The organism is Bernardetia sp. MNP-M8 (assembly GCF_037126285.1).
Lineage (GTDB): Bacteria > Bacteroidota > Bacteroidia > Cytophagales > Bernardetiaceae > Bernardetia.
The window spans coordinates 1,667,651-1,684,848 of the sequence record NZ_CP147012.1 but is presented as its reverse complement, the minus strand read 5'-3'; the positions used below and the strand labels follow the sequence as shown (position 1 = coordinate 1,684,848).

The following is a 17,198-nucleotide window of genomic DNA, read 5'->3' as shown; positions in this document are numbered from 1 at the left end:
CTTGTTGTTTAAATCAAAAAAGGCTTTTTTATTTGGTTATCTTAAATGCTAAAAATGCCATTCCACATGAGCTTTTGGAATCTTTAGGAAGAAAATTGAGATAATAAGGAGCTGTACGATTGCATTGAAAGGTAATAGAAGTATAAAACTTCTTTGAGCCATCATCATAATTAGAAGCGATAACTGCACCTGAAAGCTCTTTAAAATTAGCAATAATATTTTCTGCGCCACCTTCACTACTCAATACTACAAGTGTATAGGTATTTCCTTTAGTCATAATGACAGTATAATTTCTAAAGTTGTTACAACCTCTACAAGTACGCTGAACACGGTAGCTCTTTGAAAGACGATATCCGTTTTTAGATAAATCTTTCATTATTTTTACTTGAGCCAACGAATCTACATCACATTGAGCATAGGCTTCAGAAGAGCTACTAAAAGCCATAAAGGCAAACAAACTGCACAAAAAAAGGAAAATTTTCATAATTATTTTTTTATAGGACTAGAATAAAATTAGAAACATAAATTTAGTAACACAACAAGAAAAAAGACAGAGAACTATCAGAACTCTATATTTGTCCAAATTTATGAAAGTGTATAACCTATTGTAATTCAATTTACTAGCCAAAATACAAAAACGATTTTATTTTGAAGTAATTTTTAGAGAAATCAGAACATCTTTAGAGTAATTTCAAAATAATTCTAATGATGAAGGTAGTGTAAAAATAGGTTTCATTTGTTGATATAGTTACAATAGAACATGACCCTAGTCTGTATTACCTTTCTATATGAATTGTGTTTGTAAACTCAATTCTAACGAAACATTAAAGATAAACAAAAAAAATAAACCTTAATCTTTATTTTAACTCTTCGATATGGTTTTTGAATCCATTGCTCATAGCTGTTTTGGTAGTTCCATTTTCATCATAAATCAAAAATACTTCTGTATTCTCTAATTTTTCTATCATTTCTAAAGCTTTATCTTTTCCCAAAACCATACAAGCTGTACCAAGTGCATCAGCAGTCATGGCATCATTAGCCAAAATAGTTGCACTTAAAAGATTATGAGAAACAGGATAACCCGTTTTTGGATTGATAGTATGGGGATATTTTTTACCTTCTCTAACATAAAATTTGCGATAATTTCCTGATGTTACAAGAGATTTGTTATTCAAAGTAACTATTGCTTGAAGTTCTCTTTCTGTATTCTGACTGTCTTTTTCTTCTTCAATGGGTTTATCAATTCCTATTTTCCATCCTGTGTTATCTGTTCCTTTTCCATTGGCTCTGAGTTCTCCACCAATTTCTACCATATAATTTTTGATGTTTTTTTGCTCTAAGAAAAGAGCTACTACATCAACTGCATAACCTTGAGCAATGGCATTAAAATTAAGTTGGATATGTTTTTTAGTTTTTTTGAGCGATTTTTTATCAAAAACAATGTATTTATCAAAACCTACAAATTCTAATAAGGAATCAATTTTATCAGACGGAATTTTTTCAGGTTCTTCTATTTCGCCAAATCCCCAAACACGAATTACAGGTGCAAGAGTTGGGTCAAAAGCTCCTTCACTCAGCTCAAATATTTCTTTACTAGTCTTCAAGACGGGATAAAAAAGCTCATTCTGAAAAACTACCACACTATCAATAGTTGATAGGTTATTAAAAATAGAAATCTCAGAATCAGGAATATAAGTAGAAAGGCTCTGACTAAAAGCAACCAAAACCGAATCAATGGCAAGCTGATAATTATTACCTTTTTCAGCTAAGTATTTTATAGTATAGGTTGTGCCTTGTGTTTCTCCATATACTTGGTAGATTTGTTGGTTATTTATATTTTCTGTATTTCGGAATTTGTACACCAAAAACATCATTAAAATAAGTATACCTCCATAAATTGCATTTCGATAATAATATTTCTTTTCCATTTTACCTTTAATTTTTTTAAGATTTTTAGTTGTTGAATCAATCAGTAAGCAAAAATACAAACTATTCGTCTAGTAATTTTGTGTAACTTAACTCAAGTTATAAGTAATAAATATTTCAGATTTTCTAGTCTGACTAAGTAAAATTTTTATTCAAAAAACTAGTTTTATTTTTACTGAGACTAAAGAATTTTTGATACCTCATTTGAGTTTGTTAAATTATAGAATTGTTAAAAAAACCTATTGCTATACTCATGCGTTGTAGTGAAGTCTGAGTTATTAATGAATAATTAAATAAATTTTTAGATTAACTTGCAGTATGTTTTTATTATTCTGATGACTTTCTTTTATACTACTTGCACTACTTTTTGTATTATATAAATGGCAAATTTAGAAAAATCAACTCCTAAAGGAGAAATATTTGACTGGAAAATACTCAAACGTGTTTTCATTTTTGTAAAACCATATCAAGGACGTTTTTATTTTATTATTTTTCTAACTGTTTTGTTAGGAATCATTGCCCCTATTCGTCCTTATTTAATCAAACTTACAGTTGATGATTATATCCTTCAAAACAACTGGCAAGGCTTAAATTTGATGCTTATTTTGCTCTTAGTTTCAGCTGTCGTACAAGTGGGTGTTGAGTTTATTCATAGTTACCTTTCGGGTTGGTTGGGGCAAAATGTAGTGCGTGATATTCGTATGCAAGTCTATAATCATTTGATGGGAATGAAATTGTCTTTTTATGACAAAACACCTATCGGAAGACTTGTAACTCGTAATATTTCAGATATTGAAACGCTTTCTAATATTTTTACACAAGGAATTGCCAACATTTTAGGAGATATTTTGCAGCTTATTTTTATTTTAGCTGCTATGTTATATCTAGACTGGAAACTGACTTTGGTTACTCTTACTGTATTGCCTTTTCTGTTAGTTGGAACATATATTTTTAAAGAAAAAGTAAAAGATTCCTTTAATGATGTTCGTACTGCTGTTTCGAATCTCAATTCATTTGTACAAGAACACGTAACAGGAATGGCAATTGTTCAGATTTTTAATAGTGAAAAACGAGAACACAAAAAGTTTGAGGCTATTAATAAGGAACATAGAAGAGCGAATGTGAAAACGGTTTTGTATTACTCACTTTACTTTCCTCTTGCCGAAATTGTGGGAGCAGCAGGAACTGGCTTGGTAGTTTGGTATGGTGCTTCTAGTGTTTTGGGAGAGCGTATTGAACTCGGAACTCTGATTGCTTTTATTTTATTTTTGGCTATGTTTTTCCGTCCTATTCGAATGATTGCAGACCGTTTTAATACACTGCAATTAGGAATTGTGAGTTCGGACAGAATTCTGAAACTTTTAGATGACAATAGTACCATTCAACACAACGGAACTTATTTTGCCAAAAATTTAAAAGGAGATATTCGTTTTGAGGAAGTGTGGTTTGCCTATAATATGGATTCTACCAAAAAAGAATATTCAGAAAACGGAGATATTCAAGTAGAAACAAAACCTGAATGGGTATTGAAAAATATTTCTTTTGAAGTAAAACAAGGTCAAACCATTGCTATGGTAGGTGCAACAGGAGCAGGAAAATCTTCTATTATCAATCTATTAAATAAATTTTATGAGATTCAGAAAGGAGAAATTTTTATTGATGATAAGAATTTAGAAGATTATAATTTGAATTCTTTACGCCAGCATATTGGAGTTGTTTTACAAGATGTCTTTTTGTTTTCAGGAACTATCATAGACAATATTACATTACGAAATCCAGATATTTCTTTAGAAAGAGTAAAACAAGCAGCCGAATTAGTAGGAGCAAAAGAATTTATAGAAAAACTTCCAAATGGTTTTTATTATGATGTACAAGAACGAGGAGCAACACTTTCAGTAGGACAAAGACAGCTTATTTCCTTTGTTCGTGCAATGGTTTATGATCCTCAAATACTGATTCTTGATGAAGCGACTTCTTCAGTAGACTCTGAAACAGAAGAATTAATTCAAAATGCAATTGATAAAATGATGGAAGGAAGAACAGCAATAGTTATTGCTCACCGTTTGGCTACTATTCAAAAGGCTGATAAAATTATGGTTTTGGATAAAGGTGAGATAAAAGAAAGTGGCTCACATGAAGAGCTTTTAAAACTGGGTGGATATTATAACACACTTTATGAAATGCAGTTTTTGCAGGCTGAAAAAGGCTAGATTTTTTATTTGATAAAAAAAATGTCAGTTCATTCTTATAAGATTGAACTGACATTTACTTTTTTGTTATTCCTCTTCATCATTATGTTCCTCTATTATTCCATAATCTTCTTGATTGTAATCTTGACCTTGGGCATAATAATCTGGACGCACATAATTCGGATAAATCTGAAAATGACGAGCTGCAATTAGTTCGATTAATTTTTCTTTTAGCTCTTCAATATTCTGATTTTTGACTGCTGAAACAAAAACAGTATTTTTTGTATCACTTCCCAAATAAGAATCTTTGAGTTCTTCCAAAGTTGGAGGACAAACCAAATAATTCTGACCTACCTGAACATCATTCGTATAAGCATCAATTTTATTAAATACTAAAAGTGTCGGTTTGTCTGATGCTCCTAATTCTTTGAGCGTTTCCTGAACTACTTTTATATGCTCTTCGAAAGCAGGGTGCGAAATATCAACTACATGAATCAGAACATCAGCCTCTACAATTTCCTTCAAAGTAGATTTGAAACTTTCGATAAGCATAGTTGGTAGTTTTCTGATAAAACCAACTGTATCAGAAAGTAAGAATGGAATTCCTTGCCAAAAAACTTTACGTACTGTAGAATCTACGGTAGCAAAAAGTTTGTTTTCAGCAAAAACATCAGAACCACTAAGAATCTGCATCAATGTAGATTTTCCAACATTGGTGTAACCTACTAAAGAAACACGAACTACTTTATGACGCTGTTTGCGACGTGTTTCATCTTGCTTTTCAATTTTCTTTAATCGCTCTTTCAAAAGCGTAATTCTATCTCTAACAATACGACGGTCAGTTTCAATCTCTTTTTCACCTGCTCCACGCTGTCCTACACCACCACGCTGACGAGAAAGGTGAGTCCACATATTAGTAAGACGTGGTAAAAGATATTGATAACGAGCTAGTTCTACTTGTGTACTTGCCTGTGACGTTTGCGCTCTGTGTTTGAAAATCTCTAAAATAAGTGTACTTCTATCAAAGACTTGTTTGTTTTCGAATTCCCTACCTATATTTCGAACGTGGCGAGGTGAAAGCTCATCATCAAAAATAACAGTATCAATTTCTTTTGATTCCATATATTCTCTGATTTCTTCTATTTTTCCACTTCTTACAAAAGTAGTTGTGTCGGGCGTATCTAATTGTTGTGTAAAACGTTTTACACACTGAATGCCAAGCGTTTCTGCCAAAAATTCTAATTCATCTAAATATTCTTGTGATTTTTGTGAGTTTTGTGTCTGGTTTACAATTCCTACCAAAACGGCTGTTTCGGGTTTTATATTTTCGGTTTCTAACATATATTTTTTTATGTAAAGATATAAATGTTTTCTGTATTGATTTTATTGAATATGAAACTTGAAATTTTTAAATTTTGTTTGCTTTTACATTTTTTGATAGACTAACTTTTAACTCTCGTAAACTAATAACTAAAAGAGATTAGCTATTCAGAACATACGATGCATAAAATTCGATCAGTGTTGTCTTTTAGATCTAAACTATTTATTTAACAAATAGAGAAATAGTATTCTGTATAAATTTCTTTCCTTTCCATAAAGTAAAGTTTGCAAATCCTATTTTATGGAAAACACACAGCCTTTGTTTTAGTATAGTGACCCAACAAACAAATGTAAATTCAATTACTTTAACTGATTGAACCAGATTTAGTTCTTTTAAATAAACGACGTAGTCTTGAGTGAAGCTAAACACAAATAAGACAATTAATCGTGATAACGTTTAATAATCTGAAATTATTTTTTACTACGTATATCGCTTACGTTCTGCGCTCTTAATTTTGTAGTATCCTTAAAAGCAAAGGAAGCAAAAACAACAAATACAAGGCAAGAAAAATAATTTAGAAAAAAGTCAAAAAAACTTCAAATTATTTTTTACTACGTAAATCGCTTACGTTCTGCGCTCTTAATTTTGTAATATCCTAAAAGGACAAAATAAAATTTTGATTTTTAAAATAGTAAAAAATTAGCTTTTTTTTAGAAAATAATCTTTACTACGTAAATCGCTTACGTTCTACGACGTTAATTTTGTAATATCCTTAAAAGGAAAAATAATTTAGTAAATAATTTATCACTCTTATATATATTTCAATTATGGCAAAAGGAGCCGACGACCAAAAAAAGAAACTAGAAGCACTAAAAGTAACTTTAGCTAAACTAGACAAAACATACGGAAAAGGAACAGTCATGAAATTGACTGATGATAATGTAGTAGATATTCCAAGCATCTCAACAGGTTCACTAGGACTTGATATTGCTTTAGGAATTGGAGGATTACCTCGTGGTAGAGTAGTAGAAATTTATGGGCCAGAATCTTCAGGTAAAACTACCCTTACACTACACGCTATTGCAGAAGCTCAAAAACAAGGTGGTTTGGCTGCCTTTATTGACGCAGAACACGCTTTTGATAGACAATATGCTCAAAATTTAGGTGTAGATTTGGACAACCTTCTTATCTCTCAACCTGATAATGGAGAGCAGGCATTAGAAATTGCTGAACAGCTTATTCGTTCAACTGCCATTGATATTGTAGTAATAGACTCTGTGGCTGCTCTTGTACCAAAAGCAGAATTAGAAGGCGATATGGGAGATTCGAAAATGGGTCTTCAAGCACGTTTGATGTCTCAAGCACTTCGTAAACTAACAGGTGTAATTAGCAAAACACAATGTACTTGTATTTTTATTAACCAACTTCGTGATAAAATTGGTGTTATGTTCGGAAGTCCTGAAACAACAACAGGTGGTAATGCACTTAAATTTTATTCTTCTGTTCGTTTGGATATTCGTCGTATTGGAGCAATTAAAGACGGAGACAAAATCACAGGTAACCGTACTCGTGTGAGTGTCAAAAAGAATAAATTAGCTCCTCCATTCAAACAAGTTGAGTTTGATATTATGTATGGAAGAGGAATTTCTAAAGCTGGCGAAATCTTGGATTTAGCCGTTGATTTGGATATTGTGAAAAAATCAGGTTCTTGGTACTCTTATGGAGATAACAAACTCGGACAAGGTCGTGATTCTGTAAAAGCTCTTATCGAAGAAGATGAGGTGCTAATGGCAGATCTTGAAGGACAACTTCGTGAACTAGATAAGGCAGCTAATTTAGCTGAAAAAGATGGAAAATCTTCTAAATCTAAAGGCAAAAAAGCAGAAAAAGCAATTGCTGCAACTGCTGACGCTGAAAATGAGGAAGAAGACAACGACGAAGATTTTGTCTTTGAAGACGAAGAATTAGAAGACGGAGAATAATCTGTTTATAGTTCGTTTAAAAATGGATTTACTTCATCTATTTGTTTGATATATCAAAAGACCTTCTGCCTTGTGGAAGGTCTTTTTTATTTTTGTCATTCGAATAAATAAACATAATTTATTTTTAGTGTAACTCTACATTGCAAAATATAATTTGTAATTTGTTCCACGAAACAGTTTATATTCAAATATTAATTAATCCATCTTAATAAATTATATATGCAAAATAAAGTTCATAAAAAACCACCTAATCAAATGCGTGAAATCATGACACAAATGGTGTCTTCAAGATGTTTAAGTATAGCAGCTGAGTTAGGCATTGCTGATATAGTTGGTAATGAGGCAAAATCTATTGCTCAAATAAGTAAAGAACTACAATTAAATGAAAATGCTTTATATCGTTTAATCAGAGTTTTGGCTATACAAGGAATTTTTGAACTTGATGACAACAAAATGGTTTCTAACAATGATGTTTCTTATTTTTTGCAGGAAGAAACAGATGGTTCTCAACGAAATTTTGCACGGATGATGGGAAGCCCATGGATGTGGAAGATATTCAATAATCTAGAACATTCTATTAGTACAGGTGATTCAGCTTCTGAAAAAGCTATGGGATACGAAAATTTATTTGAATATTTTAAAAAAGATAGTCCCAAAGATGGAAAAGTATTTAGTCAGGCTATGTCTAGTTTTTCATACTCTTTTGACAAACCTTTGGTTAATGCTTACGATTTTAGTAATTGTAAAAGTGTTGTGGATTTAGGAGGAGCAGAAGGACAATTATTAAAGGTAATAAAACAAAATTATCCACATATTAAACCTATTCTATTCGATTTGCCTCATGCCATTGCTCAAGCTAAAGCAAATGATAGAGATGAAGTTTTAGAATATGTAGAAGGTGATTTTTTTAAATCTATTCCTGCTAACATAGATTGTTATGTAATTAAATATGTATTACATAACTGGAATGATGAAGATTGTATAAAAATTCTCAAAAAATGTAGAGAAGCCATTTCATCGAATGGACATTTATTGATTATGGATATTTTGATAAAAGAAGACCAACCTCAAATATTTGAAAAATCTTTAGATATTGTTATGTTATTGCTTCTAGGAGCAAAAGAACGTACAAAACAAGAGTTTGAAGAGTTGTTAGAAAAAGCAGGTTTTAAAATAAACAATGTTTATCCAACTCAAAGTCCTTTAAGTATTATTGAAGCAGTTGCTGTGTAAATTATAAAAGTAAAAAGTTTAATTATTAATATACTTTTAAAGTATCAGATATAGCATAGTAACTTATAGATTATTCTCATAAAAAAGACCTTCTAATTTATTGGAAAGTCTTTTTTGTACCAAATTTTATCTTTTATGACATGGCTTATCGTGCAAAACAAGTTTACATACTTAATAGTGATTCAAAGAAAATTCATATAAAACTAATGATAAAGTAAATTTATAAATTCAACTTGCGAAGTATTTTAAAAATCCATCACTAAAATAATTCAAAATTGTTTCGCAATGAAAAAAACTACTTTATTTATCTTGTATTGTATTGCTTTTTCGGTAACTAGTTTACCAGTCTTTGGACAAGATACTGGCACAATCACAAAGATAGTCAGTCCAACAGCACAACCTGCTCCTATTTCTCTCAAAAGAAAAATATCCAAGATTAGTTCTCAAAATGATGTTCAAGATGGCTTACCTTTCGAAGAGCGTCTAAAACCATTTTATCATGGGATTGCTTCTGGTGATCCTCTTTCTGACCGAGTAATTATTTGGACACGAGTAACACCAGATACAGAAACACAAACAAGTGATATTCCTGTAAAATGGTATTTAACTTCTGATGTTGAGCTTAAAAATGTAGTTGCAGAAGGAGAGTTTACTACAAATGCAGATAGAGATTTTACAGTCAAGATTGATGTAGTTGGTTTACAGCCAAATACAACTTATTATTATTACTTTTCTGCTTTGGAAGCAAATTCACTTATTGGTCGTACCAAGACAGCTCCTAATGAAACCAATGCAGAACATTTAAAATTTGCTGTTGTTTCTTGTCAAAATTATGAAGCTGGTTATTTCAATGCCTTTGGAAGAATTGCAGACCGAAATGACCTTGATGCTGTTGTTCATTTGGGAGACTATATTTATGAGTATGGAAAAGGAGCGTATGGCGCAAACCTTATCGAACGTTCACATCAACCAGAAACAGAAATTTTGACTGTTGCAGATTATCGTACTCGTTATTCATTGTATCGTTTAGACCATAATCTTCGAAGAGCGCATCAACAGCATCCTTTCATTACTATTTGGGATGACCATGAATTTGCAAATGATTCTTACAAAGATGGAGCGCAAAATCATACTGATTCGACAGAAGGAAGTTGGGCAGATAGAAAAGCAATTTCTAAAAAAGTATATGATGAATGGATGCCCATCCGAACGCAAAATACAGGAATCTATCGTGTTATTAATTACGGAAATTTGATGGATTTGATTATGATTGATACTCGTATCGAAGGGCGTGATGAGCAAATTAATGATGTTACAAATCCACTTATGTATGCACCAAACCGTACACTTTTAGGGCAAACTCAAAAAGAATGGTTTTTGGATAAACTAGGTAACTCTACTGCAAAATGGAAAGTAATCGGAAACCAAGTTATTTTTTCGGAGTTTAATGTCGGATGGGCTGCTGCTGCGCTTACTCCTCCACAAACACCTGCACAAGTAGAAAGTACATTTACAGATATTTGGGATGGTTATCCAATAGAAAGAGATAATATTATTGATTTTATGTCAGGTAATTCTATCGACAATATAGTTTGGCTGACAGGTGATTTTCATTCTACTTTTGCCTTTGATGTTGCAAAACGTCCATCTATTTTTGGCTTTGATGAGGCAACTCCTACTTATAATGCTTCAACTGGTGAAGGTTCTGTAGCTGTTGAGTTTGCCACTCCAAGTATTGCTTCTGCTAATTTTGATGAAAATGTAGGTGCAGCTACTTCAGCAGCTTTAGAATACCAAATTAACAAACCTCTTCCTGCACCTTTAGAAGGCATTAATCCAAATCCTCACATGAAGTTTGTTGATTTGGACAGACATGGTTACTTTATTTTGGATATTAAAGAAAGTGCTGTTCAGGCAGATTGGTTTTTTGTAGATAAAGTGTTAGAACCTTCTGAAATTGAGAACTTTGGAGAAGGCTGGCTAACAACAGATGGAAGAAATCATCTAACAAAAGCAGATGCACAGACTGAACCTAAATCTACACAAGCAACAGCAGCACCAAATGAAGTTCCTGAATATGTGGATGAAGTTTTAGGTCTTTTTCCTACAAAAAATGAGTTTACAGATATTGCAATTTTGAGTTTGTATCCAAATCCTTCTTCTACAATTGCACTTGTAAATTATGCAGTTGCTCGTCCAATGAATGTCAAAATCAAACTTATTGATTCTCAAGGAAAAACTATAAGAGTAATCAATGAACAAAAAAATGTGAGTGGAAATTTTGCTCTTCATTTTTCTGTAAAAGACCTTTCAGTAGGTGTTTATATTCTTCAATTCGAAACACCAAAAGGACAGATTAGCCGTAGAGTTGTAGTAGAGAAATAAAAAAAATGACTGTAAAATTGATTTATTTTAATTGAACACTTCTTTTTTCTTTAAAAAGGAAGTGTTTTTTGTGTTTTTCTGTTTTATTTCACTTTAATTCTGTATTAAAAAAAACTTTGCCTTTTGTTTAACGTTCTTATTTTTGCAGGCTCATTATAAAGCCTATTTTTTAAACTCTATTTTTATACCTATCTCAAAATTCTATCTGTTTTATGAAAAATATTATATCTAAAAAATTCCTTATCATTGTAGGAAGCATTATTCTAGTGCTTGTTGTGGGAGGTTTTGTAGCTGTCAATTATTTAGATAACTACTTAAAAAATCAAATTACTACTTCTATTAATGAAAATAAAAAATCTCCTTACAGAATAGAAATAGATGATGTTCATGTCCAATTACTACCTACAAAAGTAACCTTAGAAAAAATTAAAGTTAGAACAGATAGTGTTTCAGCAGAAGAGAAAGGGAAACCAAAGGCAAAAATCGATGTAGAGAAAGTAGTTTTTAAAGGGGCAAGTCTTTGGAAATATATTTCGAAAGGAGAATGGCATGCCGATAGAGTTACACTTCAAAATCCTGTTATTGAAATAAAGTATGTTGCTGATTCTACACAAGGTGTTTCTGGTGCTGCTGATACAGTAGCTAATTTTGTAGTTGCACCTCTTTCAGTAGGAGTTTTGGAAATACAAAATCTAACAGGACGTTATCAGTATAATTCAAATTCAATTATAGAACTCAAAAAATTAGACTTAGAAATAGATGATGCTAGATGGCTCAAACCTCCTACATTTCGTTTTAGCTCAGAAAAAGTCCAAGTTTCTTTTGAACAGTTAAATCATAAAACGGCTGATTTTGTACAAATGGTTGATACGCTAAATGGAACATTGAATACTGTCAGTTTTGATACTTCTTATGTAGATGTTTTGCGTTTTTCTGATGCTAAACTATTGATTGATAATTATTCAATGGCACACCAAAATGGTACAAATTTTAAAATAGGAGAAATAAACTATGGAAATAACCTTGTAAAAGTAAAAAATGTGCAGTTATCTCAAGATTTAGATGAAAAACGAGAGATAAAAGCGCAACAGTTAGAAGCGCATAATTTAGATTGGCAAGCACTACAAAGACAACTCATAAAAGCTGACAAAATTCTAGTTTTTAATCCTGATATTTCTATTTTGAAAGATAGAAATAGACATGGAAAACCTAGTGAGAAAAAAATGCCTTATGAATGGAAAATTGGTTTGGCAATAGATACTTTGCAAATAGAAAAAGGAAATATTGTATATTCAGAGCGTGCTGAAGGATTGGATGGAATAGGAAGCCTTGCCTTTGATAGTTTGAATATGACAGCTCTCAACTTTCATAACTTTGAAGAGTCTAAACCTGCCAAAATAAAAGCAGATATGTATTTTATGAAAGAAAGCAGAATTGAGATTGCCATGGAAATGCCACTTAATACAGAGACATTTGAAGGAAATATCAATGGATTTTGTACAGAAATTCAAATTCCATCACTCAATAAAATGCTTTCTCCCATCACTCGTTTTGAAGCCAATAAAGGAGTCATAAAAAGAGCAGAGTTTGATGCCAAAATTAGAGATGGATATGCAACAGGAACTTTTCGCATTACTTATAATGATTTAGAAGTAACTTTATTAAAGAAAAATTCGGATAAAAAACGTAAATTTTTAAGTGGACTTTTAAATACAGTTGTAGACAAAGATGTCGAAGGAAAAGAAGGCGAAATAAAATATCAAAGAGAATACAATGATAGTTTATTAAGATATGTTTGGCGAACTATTCGAAGTGGTCTTATTACTTCTATGTTGCCTTAAAAGAATAAAAAAGATTCAAATTTCTCGTTTTAGTGTCCAAAAAAGCCAGTTTGTTTGAGCTGCACAGCTTGCCACTTCCCAACCTTGTGTTCCTAGTTGAGAAAGTGTTTGAACAACTTCTGCATATGAACCTGTACTTTTTTCTTCACTTCCATTTGGTAAATTACAACGTAGACTATGCGAGTCCCAAAGCCATTCTAAAGTAGCATATTCCCATTTTTTGTTCATAATTGATATTTTTATGTAAATTTGATTTGAATATAAAATTATTGTTTTTTTACAATGAAGTTGTTTAAGAATAGGATTTGTGGATATATTTGTTGGTGTCGCTACGCTAAAACACCAACAAAGGCTTTATTATTTTTCCTTAGAACTAGGTTTGCAAACTCAGTTCTAAGGAAAAATGAGTATTCTTAAACAACTTCAATTTAAGAATTTTCTACTAAAACCTAAGCACTAATGAAAAATATTTTTTTTGTCTTTATTTTCTTTGCTTTTACTTTATTTTCAGCTTGTACCTCTTCCAATGTTGAAAAAGAAAACACAGATACGTTTGTGGTAAAAGAGGACAACCAAACGACTACAAATGAACTTCTTAGTAAACCTAGTAAAATAACTAATGAGGAAATCAAAAAAATGAAATATGAAGATTTGCAAGAAGAACTACAAGGAGGAATCGTAAATGTAAAAATTGATGATGAAGATTTTGCAGAACAAGATTATATTTTTGAAACCCTTCGTAGCGAAAACGTAGTGGATTATGATGAAAATTTGAAAACAGTCAATATTATGGTTGCTAATTATCGAAATACGAATACAAATCTAGTTATTACTGCCATAGGAGATAATAAAGGGAGTTTTCCAATTATGTCAAGTCCTGAACGTTCTGCAACTGTGACTCTTTATTATAATAATGGATTAGCAAATATTGAAGGTTCTTTAGAAAGAGGTACACTAACGATTGATATTTTTGATGAAGAAAAAGGGTATACAAGAGGAAGTATTGTAGGAACAACCAAAAAAGGCAGTCCTATTCAAGCTACTTTTGAAATTCATACTAAATGAGCTTTACTTGAAAATAAAACTAATAAAAAAGTGTGATTAGAATAGAATTTTAATCACACTTTTTCAAAAAATCGTTTAACCTATATCTTTATTGTCTTTCCAAATGCACATAAATAGGAAAATGGTCGCTATAACCACCCAAAAACTTTGTTCCTACATACATTCTGAACGGATTTCCTTTATATTTTCCTGATGTTTCTTTCAAAAATTCTTGGTCATAAATATTTCCATCAAGATAACGCCAGCCTTTTGCATTATTATTGGCTACAAAAAATCCTTTATTGATAATAATTTGATCAAGCATATTCCAGTCTCCTTTGTAGTTGTATGTTCCTTTTCCTTCTTTTTCTAATGAAGCAAATACATTGAAAAGCTGCTTTCCTTTAATATCTGGTGATTCAATAGCTTGCAAGCCTTTTGTTATACTTTCATTGAAAGGTTCATCATTAAAATCACCCATTAAAAGGATTTTTGCATTCGGATTTTTTGCTTCCAAATCATCTACAATCTGACGAGCAACAAGCGCAGAAACCATACGTTTAGGACGACTTTTTTCTTCTCCTCCACCTCTTGAAGACCAATGATTTACTACAATATGAATCTCTTCACCTTCTAACTTTCCAGAAACCAACAAAACATCTCTTGTCTTATCATTATCAGGAAGTTTGGCTTCATAGTTTTTTGAAGAGGTAACCTTAAAAACAGGTTCTTTATAAAGAAGTGCTACATCAATTCCTCTTTCATCAGGCGAATCATAATGAACATAATTATAACCATATTTTTTCAAAAGTGGATCATTGATTAAATCTTTCAAAACCTTTTCATTTTCTATTTCACAAACTCCAATGATTTCTGCTCCATCTTCATCGCCTATCATACTGATTACTTTAGCTATTTTTTTTATTTTTTGCTCATAGCGTTCAGTTGTCCATTTCTGCTTTCCATTGGGAGTGAAGTCATCATCAAAAGTATTTGGGTCATCTTCTGTATCAAACAAATTTTCAACATTGTAAAAAGCAACTGTATGAACAGAAGGATTTGGATTATAAGCAGGCATGTTTTCGATAGCTTCAATGGCAGAATCAGCTTCTGTTTTTGGCTTAAATTCATCTGCTAAAGCCGTATTTTCTTTTTCTGTTGCATTTTTAGAGGGCGAACAAGAAAACAAAATAAAACAACTGATTATAGAAAGTAAGAAAGTTTTTTGCATTGGAATTTATGGTTTTGATATTATTTGATTTTTTAAGAGTTAATTTTTAGACCAATCAACAAAACATCATCTACTTGGTCTTCGTCTTCTTTCCATTTGTTAAAGGTAGTTCTAAATAGTTTAGATTGTTCTTCCATGGGTTTTTGATGATTGTCAAAAAGTAATTTTTTGAATTTAGATTTCATAAATTTTCGTCCCTTTTTTCCTCCAAACTGATCTTGATAGCCATCAGAGTACAAATAAATGGTTGTGGGTTTACTTACATCAATAGTGTGTTTTTCAAAATGTATTTTTTTCTGTTTATAGAAAGCTCCTCCTACACTTGCATTTGTTCCTTTTATTTCTTGTAATTGATTATCTTGAATGTAAATGAGAGGATTTTTAGCTCCTACAAAATCAATTGTTTGTTTTTCAGAATCATAAACACAAATAGATAAATCCATTCCATCACGATTTTCTGTATGTTCTTGTTGAAGCGACTGAATTACTCCATTGTGTAGTTTTTCCACTAATAAGTGAGGTTCTTCTAAAGTTGCTTGATTGGAAAATTGGTTTAACAGATTATATCCAATCATAGACATAATTGCTCCTGGTACACCGTGTCCTGTACAATCAACGGCTGCAATGGCAATACGCATATTACCATCACTATTTATCTTTCTATCTACCCAATAAAAATCTCCTGAAACTATATCTTTTGGCTTGTAGAAAACAAATGATTCAGAAAAAAGAGCTTTTACTACCATTTTGGGAGGCAAAATAGCATTTTGAATATGCTTTGCATAATTAATACTTTGATGTAATGTACGTGTTTTGGACTCTAAAGCAAGATAAGAATGTTCTAAGGCTTTATTTTGTGATGCAATTTGTGCTGTTCTTCGCTCAACTTCCTTTTCTAAACGTTGTTCAGAGACTTGTAATTCTTCGTTGATACGATTCATTTCAATCATGGCTTGCTGCATAATTGCCTCCTGTGCTTCCATTTGCTCTGTTTTTTCTTGTAATTCTTCGAACGAGCTACGCATTAAATCTTCTTGCTGTTCAATTTGATAAAGTTGCAACTTATTTTCCTGTACTTGTACACGTAATTTTTCTTCTTGTAGCTTCATTTGCTCATTTACACTTGTCAGTTCTTCGACTGTTTGCCTCATTTCTTCTTCTTGCGCCTGCAACTCATTATTTTTTACTACTATTTCTTCTTTATCTTTTTCTACTTGTCTTAATGCTTCTTGAAGTGCTTTTTCAGTAGTTGCAAGTTCTTCATTTTGTTCTTGTGTGATGGTATTGAGTTGCTCAGTTTCTTTTAGAGTTTGTAATAATTCTTTTTCAGATTCTTGATTATGAAATGCAAATGTTCCAACCAATGCACAAAGTACAGTAAATACTGTAAAAACAACAGGAATAAATAAGTAATTCTGTTCGTTTTCACTCAACACTACAAACCTTTCTAAATCATAAAATAGCCTTACAGCATAAAATCCAAAGAATGAAATAAGTGCTATCACAACAAGTATAGCTATTCTTGCTTTTTGTGTGATAGGATAAATAACGAATGGAAGTAAAGCTAATAGATAAAAAGTGTGTACAATACCCGACTTTTCACCCAAAAATACACAGAACAATGAAACAGTAATCCAAAACCAAAAAAAAGTACCTGTACGAGCAATAGAAAATTTCTTGTTCTTGTTAAGGAGTAAATTAGATAAGAAACCAATTCCAATAAAAAGCAAGATAAGTGAAAGCCATTTGTTGGTGAAAAGATGCACTATCATAAATAGAGGCACTTCTAAAAAAAGAAGTACATTTATTTGGTTTAATATACGCACACGTTTTCGTTCAGTTCTCTCCATAGAATTATCTATGCCAAGAGCTGAAACTTTTTGCCAAATTTTTTTGATAAAGTCCATTTATCTAAATTAGCTTTAAGAAAAAAGCAAAAATTATTTTTTACTTAAAAGTAATAGTAAGTATTGTATTATATTTTCTAATTATGATAATCAATCAGAAATTTACCATAATTTATTGAATCTAAAAAACTAAAAAAAA

12 protein-coding genes are annotated in these 17,198 nt (G+C 31.4%); 6 read left to right on the top strand and 6 right to left on the bottom strand.

What is annotated here, in order from left to right:
* Positions 1-28 precede the first annotated feature (28 nt).
* Together V9L04_RS06975 and V9L04_RS06970 are read right to left on the bottom strand one after the other, a co-directional pair.
* Positions 29-484 carry a hypothetical protein gene (locus tag V9L04_RS06975; protein WP_338793368.1) on the bottom strand — a complete coding sequence of 152 codons (456 nt, stop codon included), beginning with the start codon at positions 482-484 and terminating at the stop codon, positions 29-31.
* 373 nt (positions 485-857) lie between these two features.
* On the bottom strand, positions 858-1,928 hold the full coding sequence (locus V9L04_RS06970) for an FAD:protein FMN transferase (protein ID WP_338793367.1): 1,071 nt from the start codon (positions 1,926-1,928) through the stop codon (positions 858-860).
* A gap of 378 nt (positions 1,929-2,306) precedes the next feature.
* Here V9L04_RS06970 and V9L04_RS06965 point away from each other — a divergent pair, with 378 nt between their 5' ends.
* Complete coding sequence (locus V9L04_RS06965; protein WP_338793366.1) at positions 2,307-4,136, top strand: ABC transporter ATP-binding protein; 1,830 nt, start codon at positions 2,307-2,309, stop codon at positions 4,134-4,136.
* A 66-nt stretch (positions 4,137-4,202) separates the two neighbouring features.
* Here V9L04_RS06965 and hflX read toward each other — a convergent pair whose 3' ends face one another.
* A complete protein-coding gene (gene hflX, locus V9L04_RS06960; RefSeq protein WP_338793365.1) occupies positions 4,203-5,456 on the bottom strand; it encodes a GTPase HflX in 1,254 nt (417 codons plus the stop codon).
* Between the two features lie 807 nt (positions 5,457-6,263).
* Here hflX and recA point away from each other — a divergent pair.
* The 4 genes from recA to V9L04_RS06940 all read left to right on the top strand — a co-directional run bounded on the left by recA (position 6,264) and on the right by V9L04_RS06940 (position 12,877).
* Positions 6,264-7,418, top strand: coding sequence for a recombinase RecA (recA, locus tag V9L04_RS06955; RefSeq protein ID WP_338793364.1), 1,155 nt, complete (start codon positions 6,264-6,266; stop codon positions 7,416-7,418).
* 219 nt (positions 7,419-7,637) lie between these two features.
* Positions 7,638-8,651, top strand: a complete 1,014-nt coding sequence (locus V9L04_RS06950; protein WP_338793363.1) for a methyltransferase — start codon at positions 7,638-7,640, stop codon at positions 8,649-8,651.
* 285 nt (positions 8,652-8,936) lie between these two features.
* Positions 8,937-11,036, top strand: a complete 2,100-nt coding sequence (locus V9L04_RS06945; RefSeq protein ID WP_338793362.1) for an alkaline phosphatase D family protein — start codon at positions 8,937-8,939, stop codon at positions 11,034-11,036.
* A gap of 212 nt (positions 11,037-11,248) precedes the next feature.
* Positions 11,249-12,877 (top strand): hypothetical protein, encoded by a 1,629-nt coding sequence (locus tag V9L04_RS06940; RefSeq protein ID WP_338793361.1) that lies wholly within the window; start codon positions 11,249-11,251, stop codon positions 12,875-12,877.
* Positions 12,878-12,892: 15 nt separating this feature from the next.
* On the opposite strand, the gene V9L04_RS06935 is transcribed toward V9L04_RS06940, so the two are convergent.
* Entirely contained in the window at positions 12,893-13,105 is a 213-nt protein-coding gene (locus tag V9L04_RS06935; protein ID WP_338793360.1) for a hypothetical protein, read from the bottom strand.
* Between the two features lie 231 nt (positions 13,106-13,336).
* On the opposite strand from V9L04_RS06935, the gene V9L04_RS06930 reads away from it, so the two are divergent.
* Positions 13,337-13,942: a hypothetical protein gene (locus V9L04_RS06930; protein WP_338793359.1), complete on the top strand. Its 606-nt coding sequence runs from the start codon at positions 13,337-13,339 to the stop codon at positions 13,940-13,942.
* Between the two features lie 88 nt (positions 13,943-14,030).
* On the opposite strand, the gene V9L04_RS06925 is transcribed toward V9L04_RS06930, so the two are convergent.
* Complete coding sequence (locus V9L04_RS06925) at positions 14,031-15,152, bottom strand: endonuclease/exonuclease/phosphatase family protein (protein WP_338793358.1); 1,122 nt, start codon at positions 15,150-15,152, stop codon at positions 14,031-14,033.
* 32 nt (positions 15,153-15,184) lie between these two features.
* On the bottom strand, positions 15,185-17,059 hold the full coding sequence (locus V9L04_RS06920) for a SpoIIE family protein phosphatase (protein ID WP_338793357.1): 1,875 nt from the start codon (positions 17,057-17,059) through the stop codon (positions 15,185-15,187).
* Positions 17,060-17,198 lie beyond the last annotated feature (139 nt).

Bases quoted from the DNA above. Each gene is read 5' to 3' on its own strand.
- V9L04_RS06925 (WP_338793358.1), bottom strand. From the start codon at position 15,152: ATGCAAAAAACTTTCTTACTTTCTATAATCAGTTGTTTTATTTTGTTT.
- V9L04_RS06975 (WP_338793368.1), bottom strand. From the start codon at position 484: ATGAAAATTTTCCTTTTTTTGTGCAGTTTGTTTGCCTTTATGGCTTTT.
- V9L04_RS06920 (WP_338793357.1), bottom strand. From the start codon at position 17,059: ATGGACTTTATCAAAAAAATTTGGCAAAAAGTTTCAGCTCTTGGCATA.
- hflX (WP_338793365.1), bottom strand. From the start codon at position 5,456: ATGTTAGAAACCGAAAATATAAAACCCGAAACAGCCGTTTTGGTAGGA.
- V9L04_RS06970 (WP_338793367.1), bottom strand. From the start codon at position 1,928: ATGGAAAAGAAATATTATTATCGAAATGCAATTTATGGAGGTATACTT.
- V9L04_RS06965 (WP_338793366.1), top strand. From the start codon at position 2,307: ATGGCAAATTTAGAAAAATCAACTCCTAAAGGAGAAATATTTGACTGG.
- recA (WP_338793364.1), top strand. From the start codon at position 6,264: ATGGCAAAAGGAGCCGACGACCAAAAAAAGAAACTAGAAGCACTAAAA.
- V9L04_RS06945 (WP_338793362.1), top strand. From the start codon at position 8,937: ATGAAAAAAACTACTTTATTTATCTTGTATTGTATTGCTTTTTCGGTA.
- V9L04_RS06940 (WP_338793361.1), top strand. From the start codon at position 11,249: ATGAAAAATATTATATCTAAAAAATTCCTTATCATTGTAGGAAGCATT.
- V9L04_RS06935 (WP_338793360.1), bottom strand. From the start codon at position 13,105: ATGAACAAAAAATGGGAATATGCTACTTTAGAATGGCTTTGGGACTCG.
- V9L04_RS06950 (WP_338793363.1), top strand. From the start codon at position 7,638: ATGCAAAATAAAGTTCATAAAAAACCACCTAATCAAATGCGTGAAATC.
- V9L04_RS06930 (WP_338793359.1), top strand. From the start codon at position 13,337: ATGAAAAATATTTTTTTTGTCTTTATTTTCTTTGCTTTTACTTTATTT.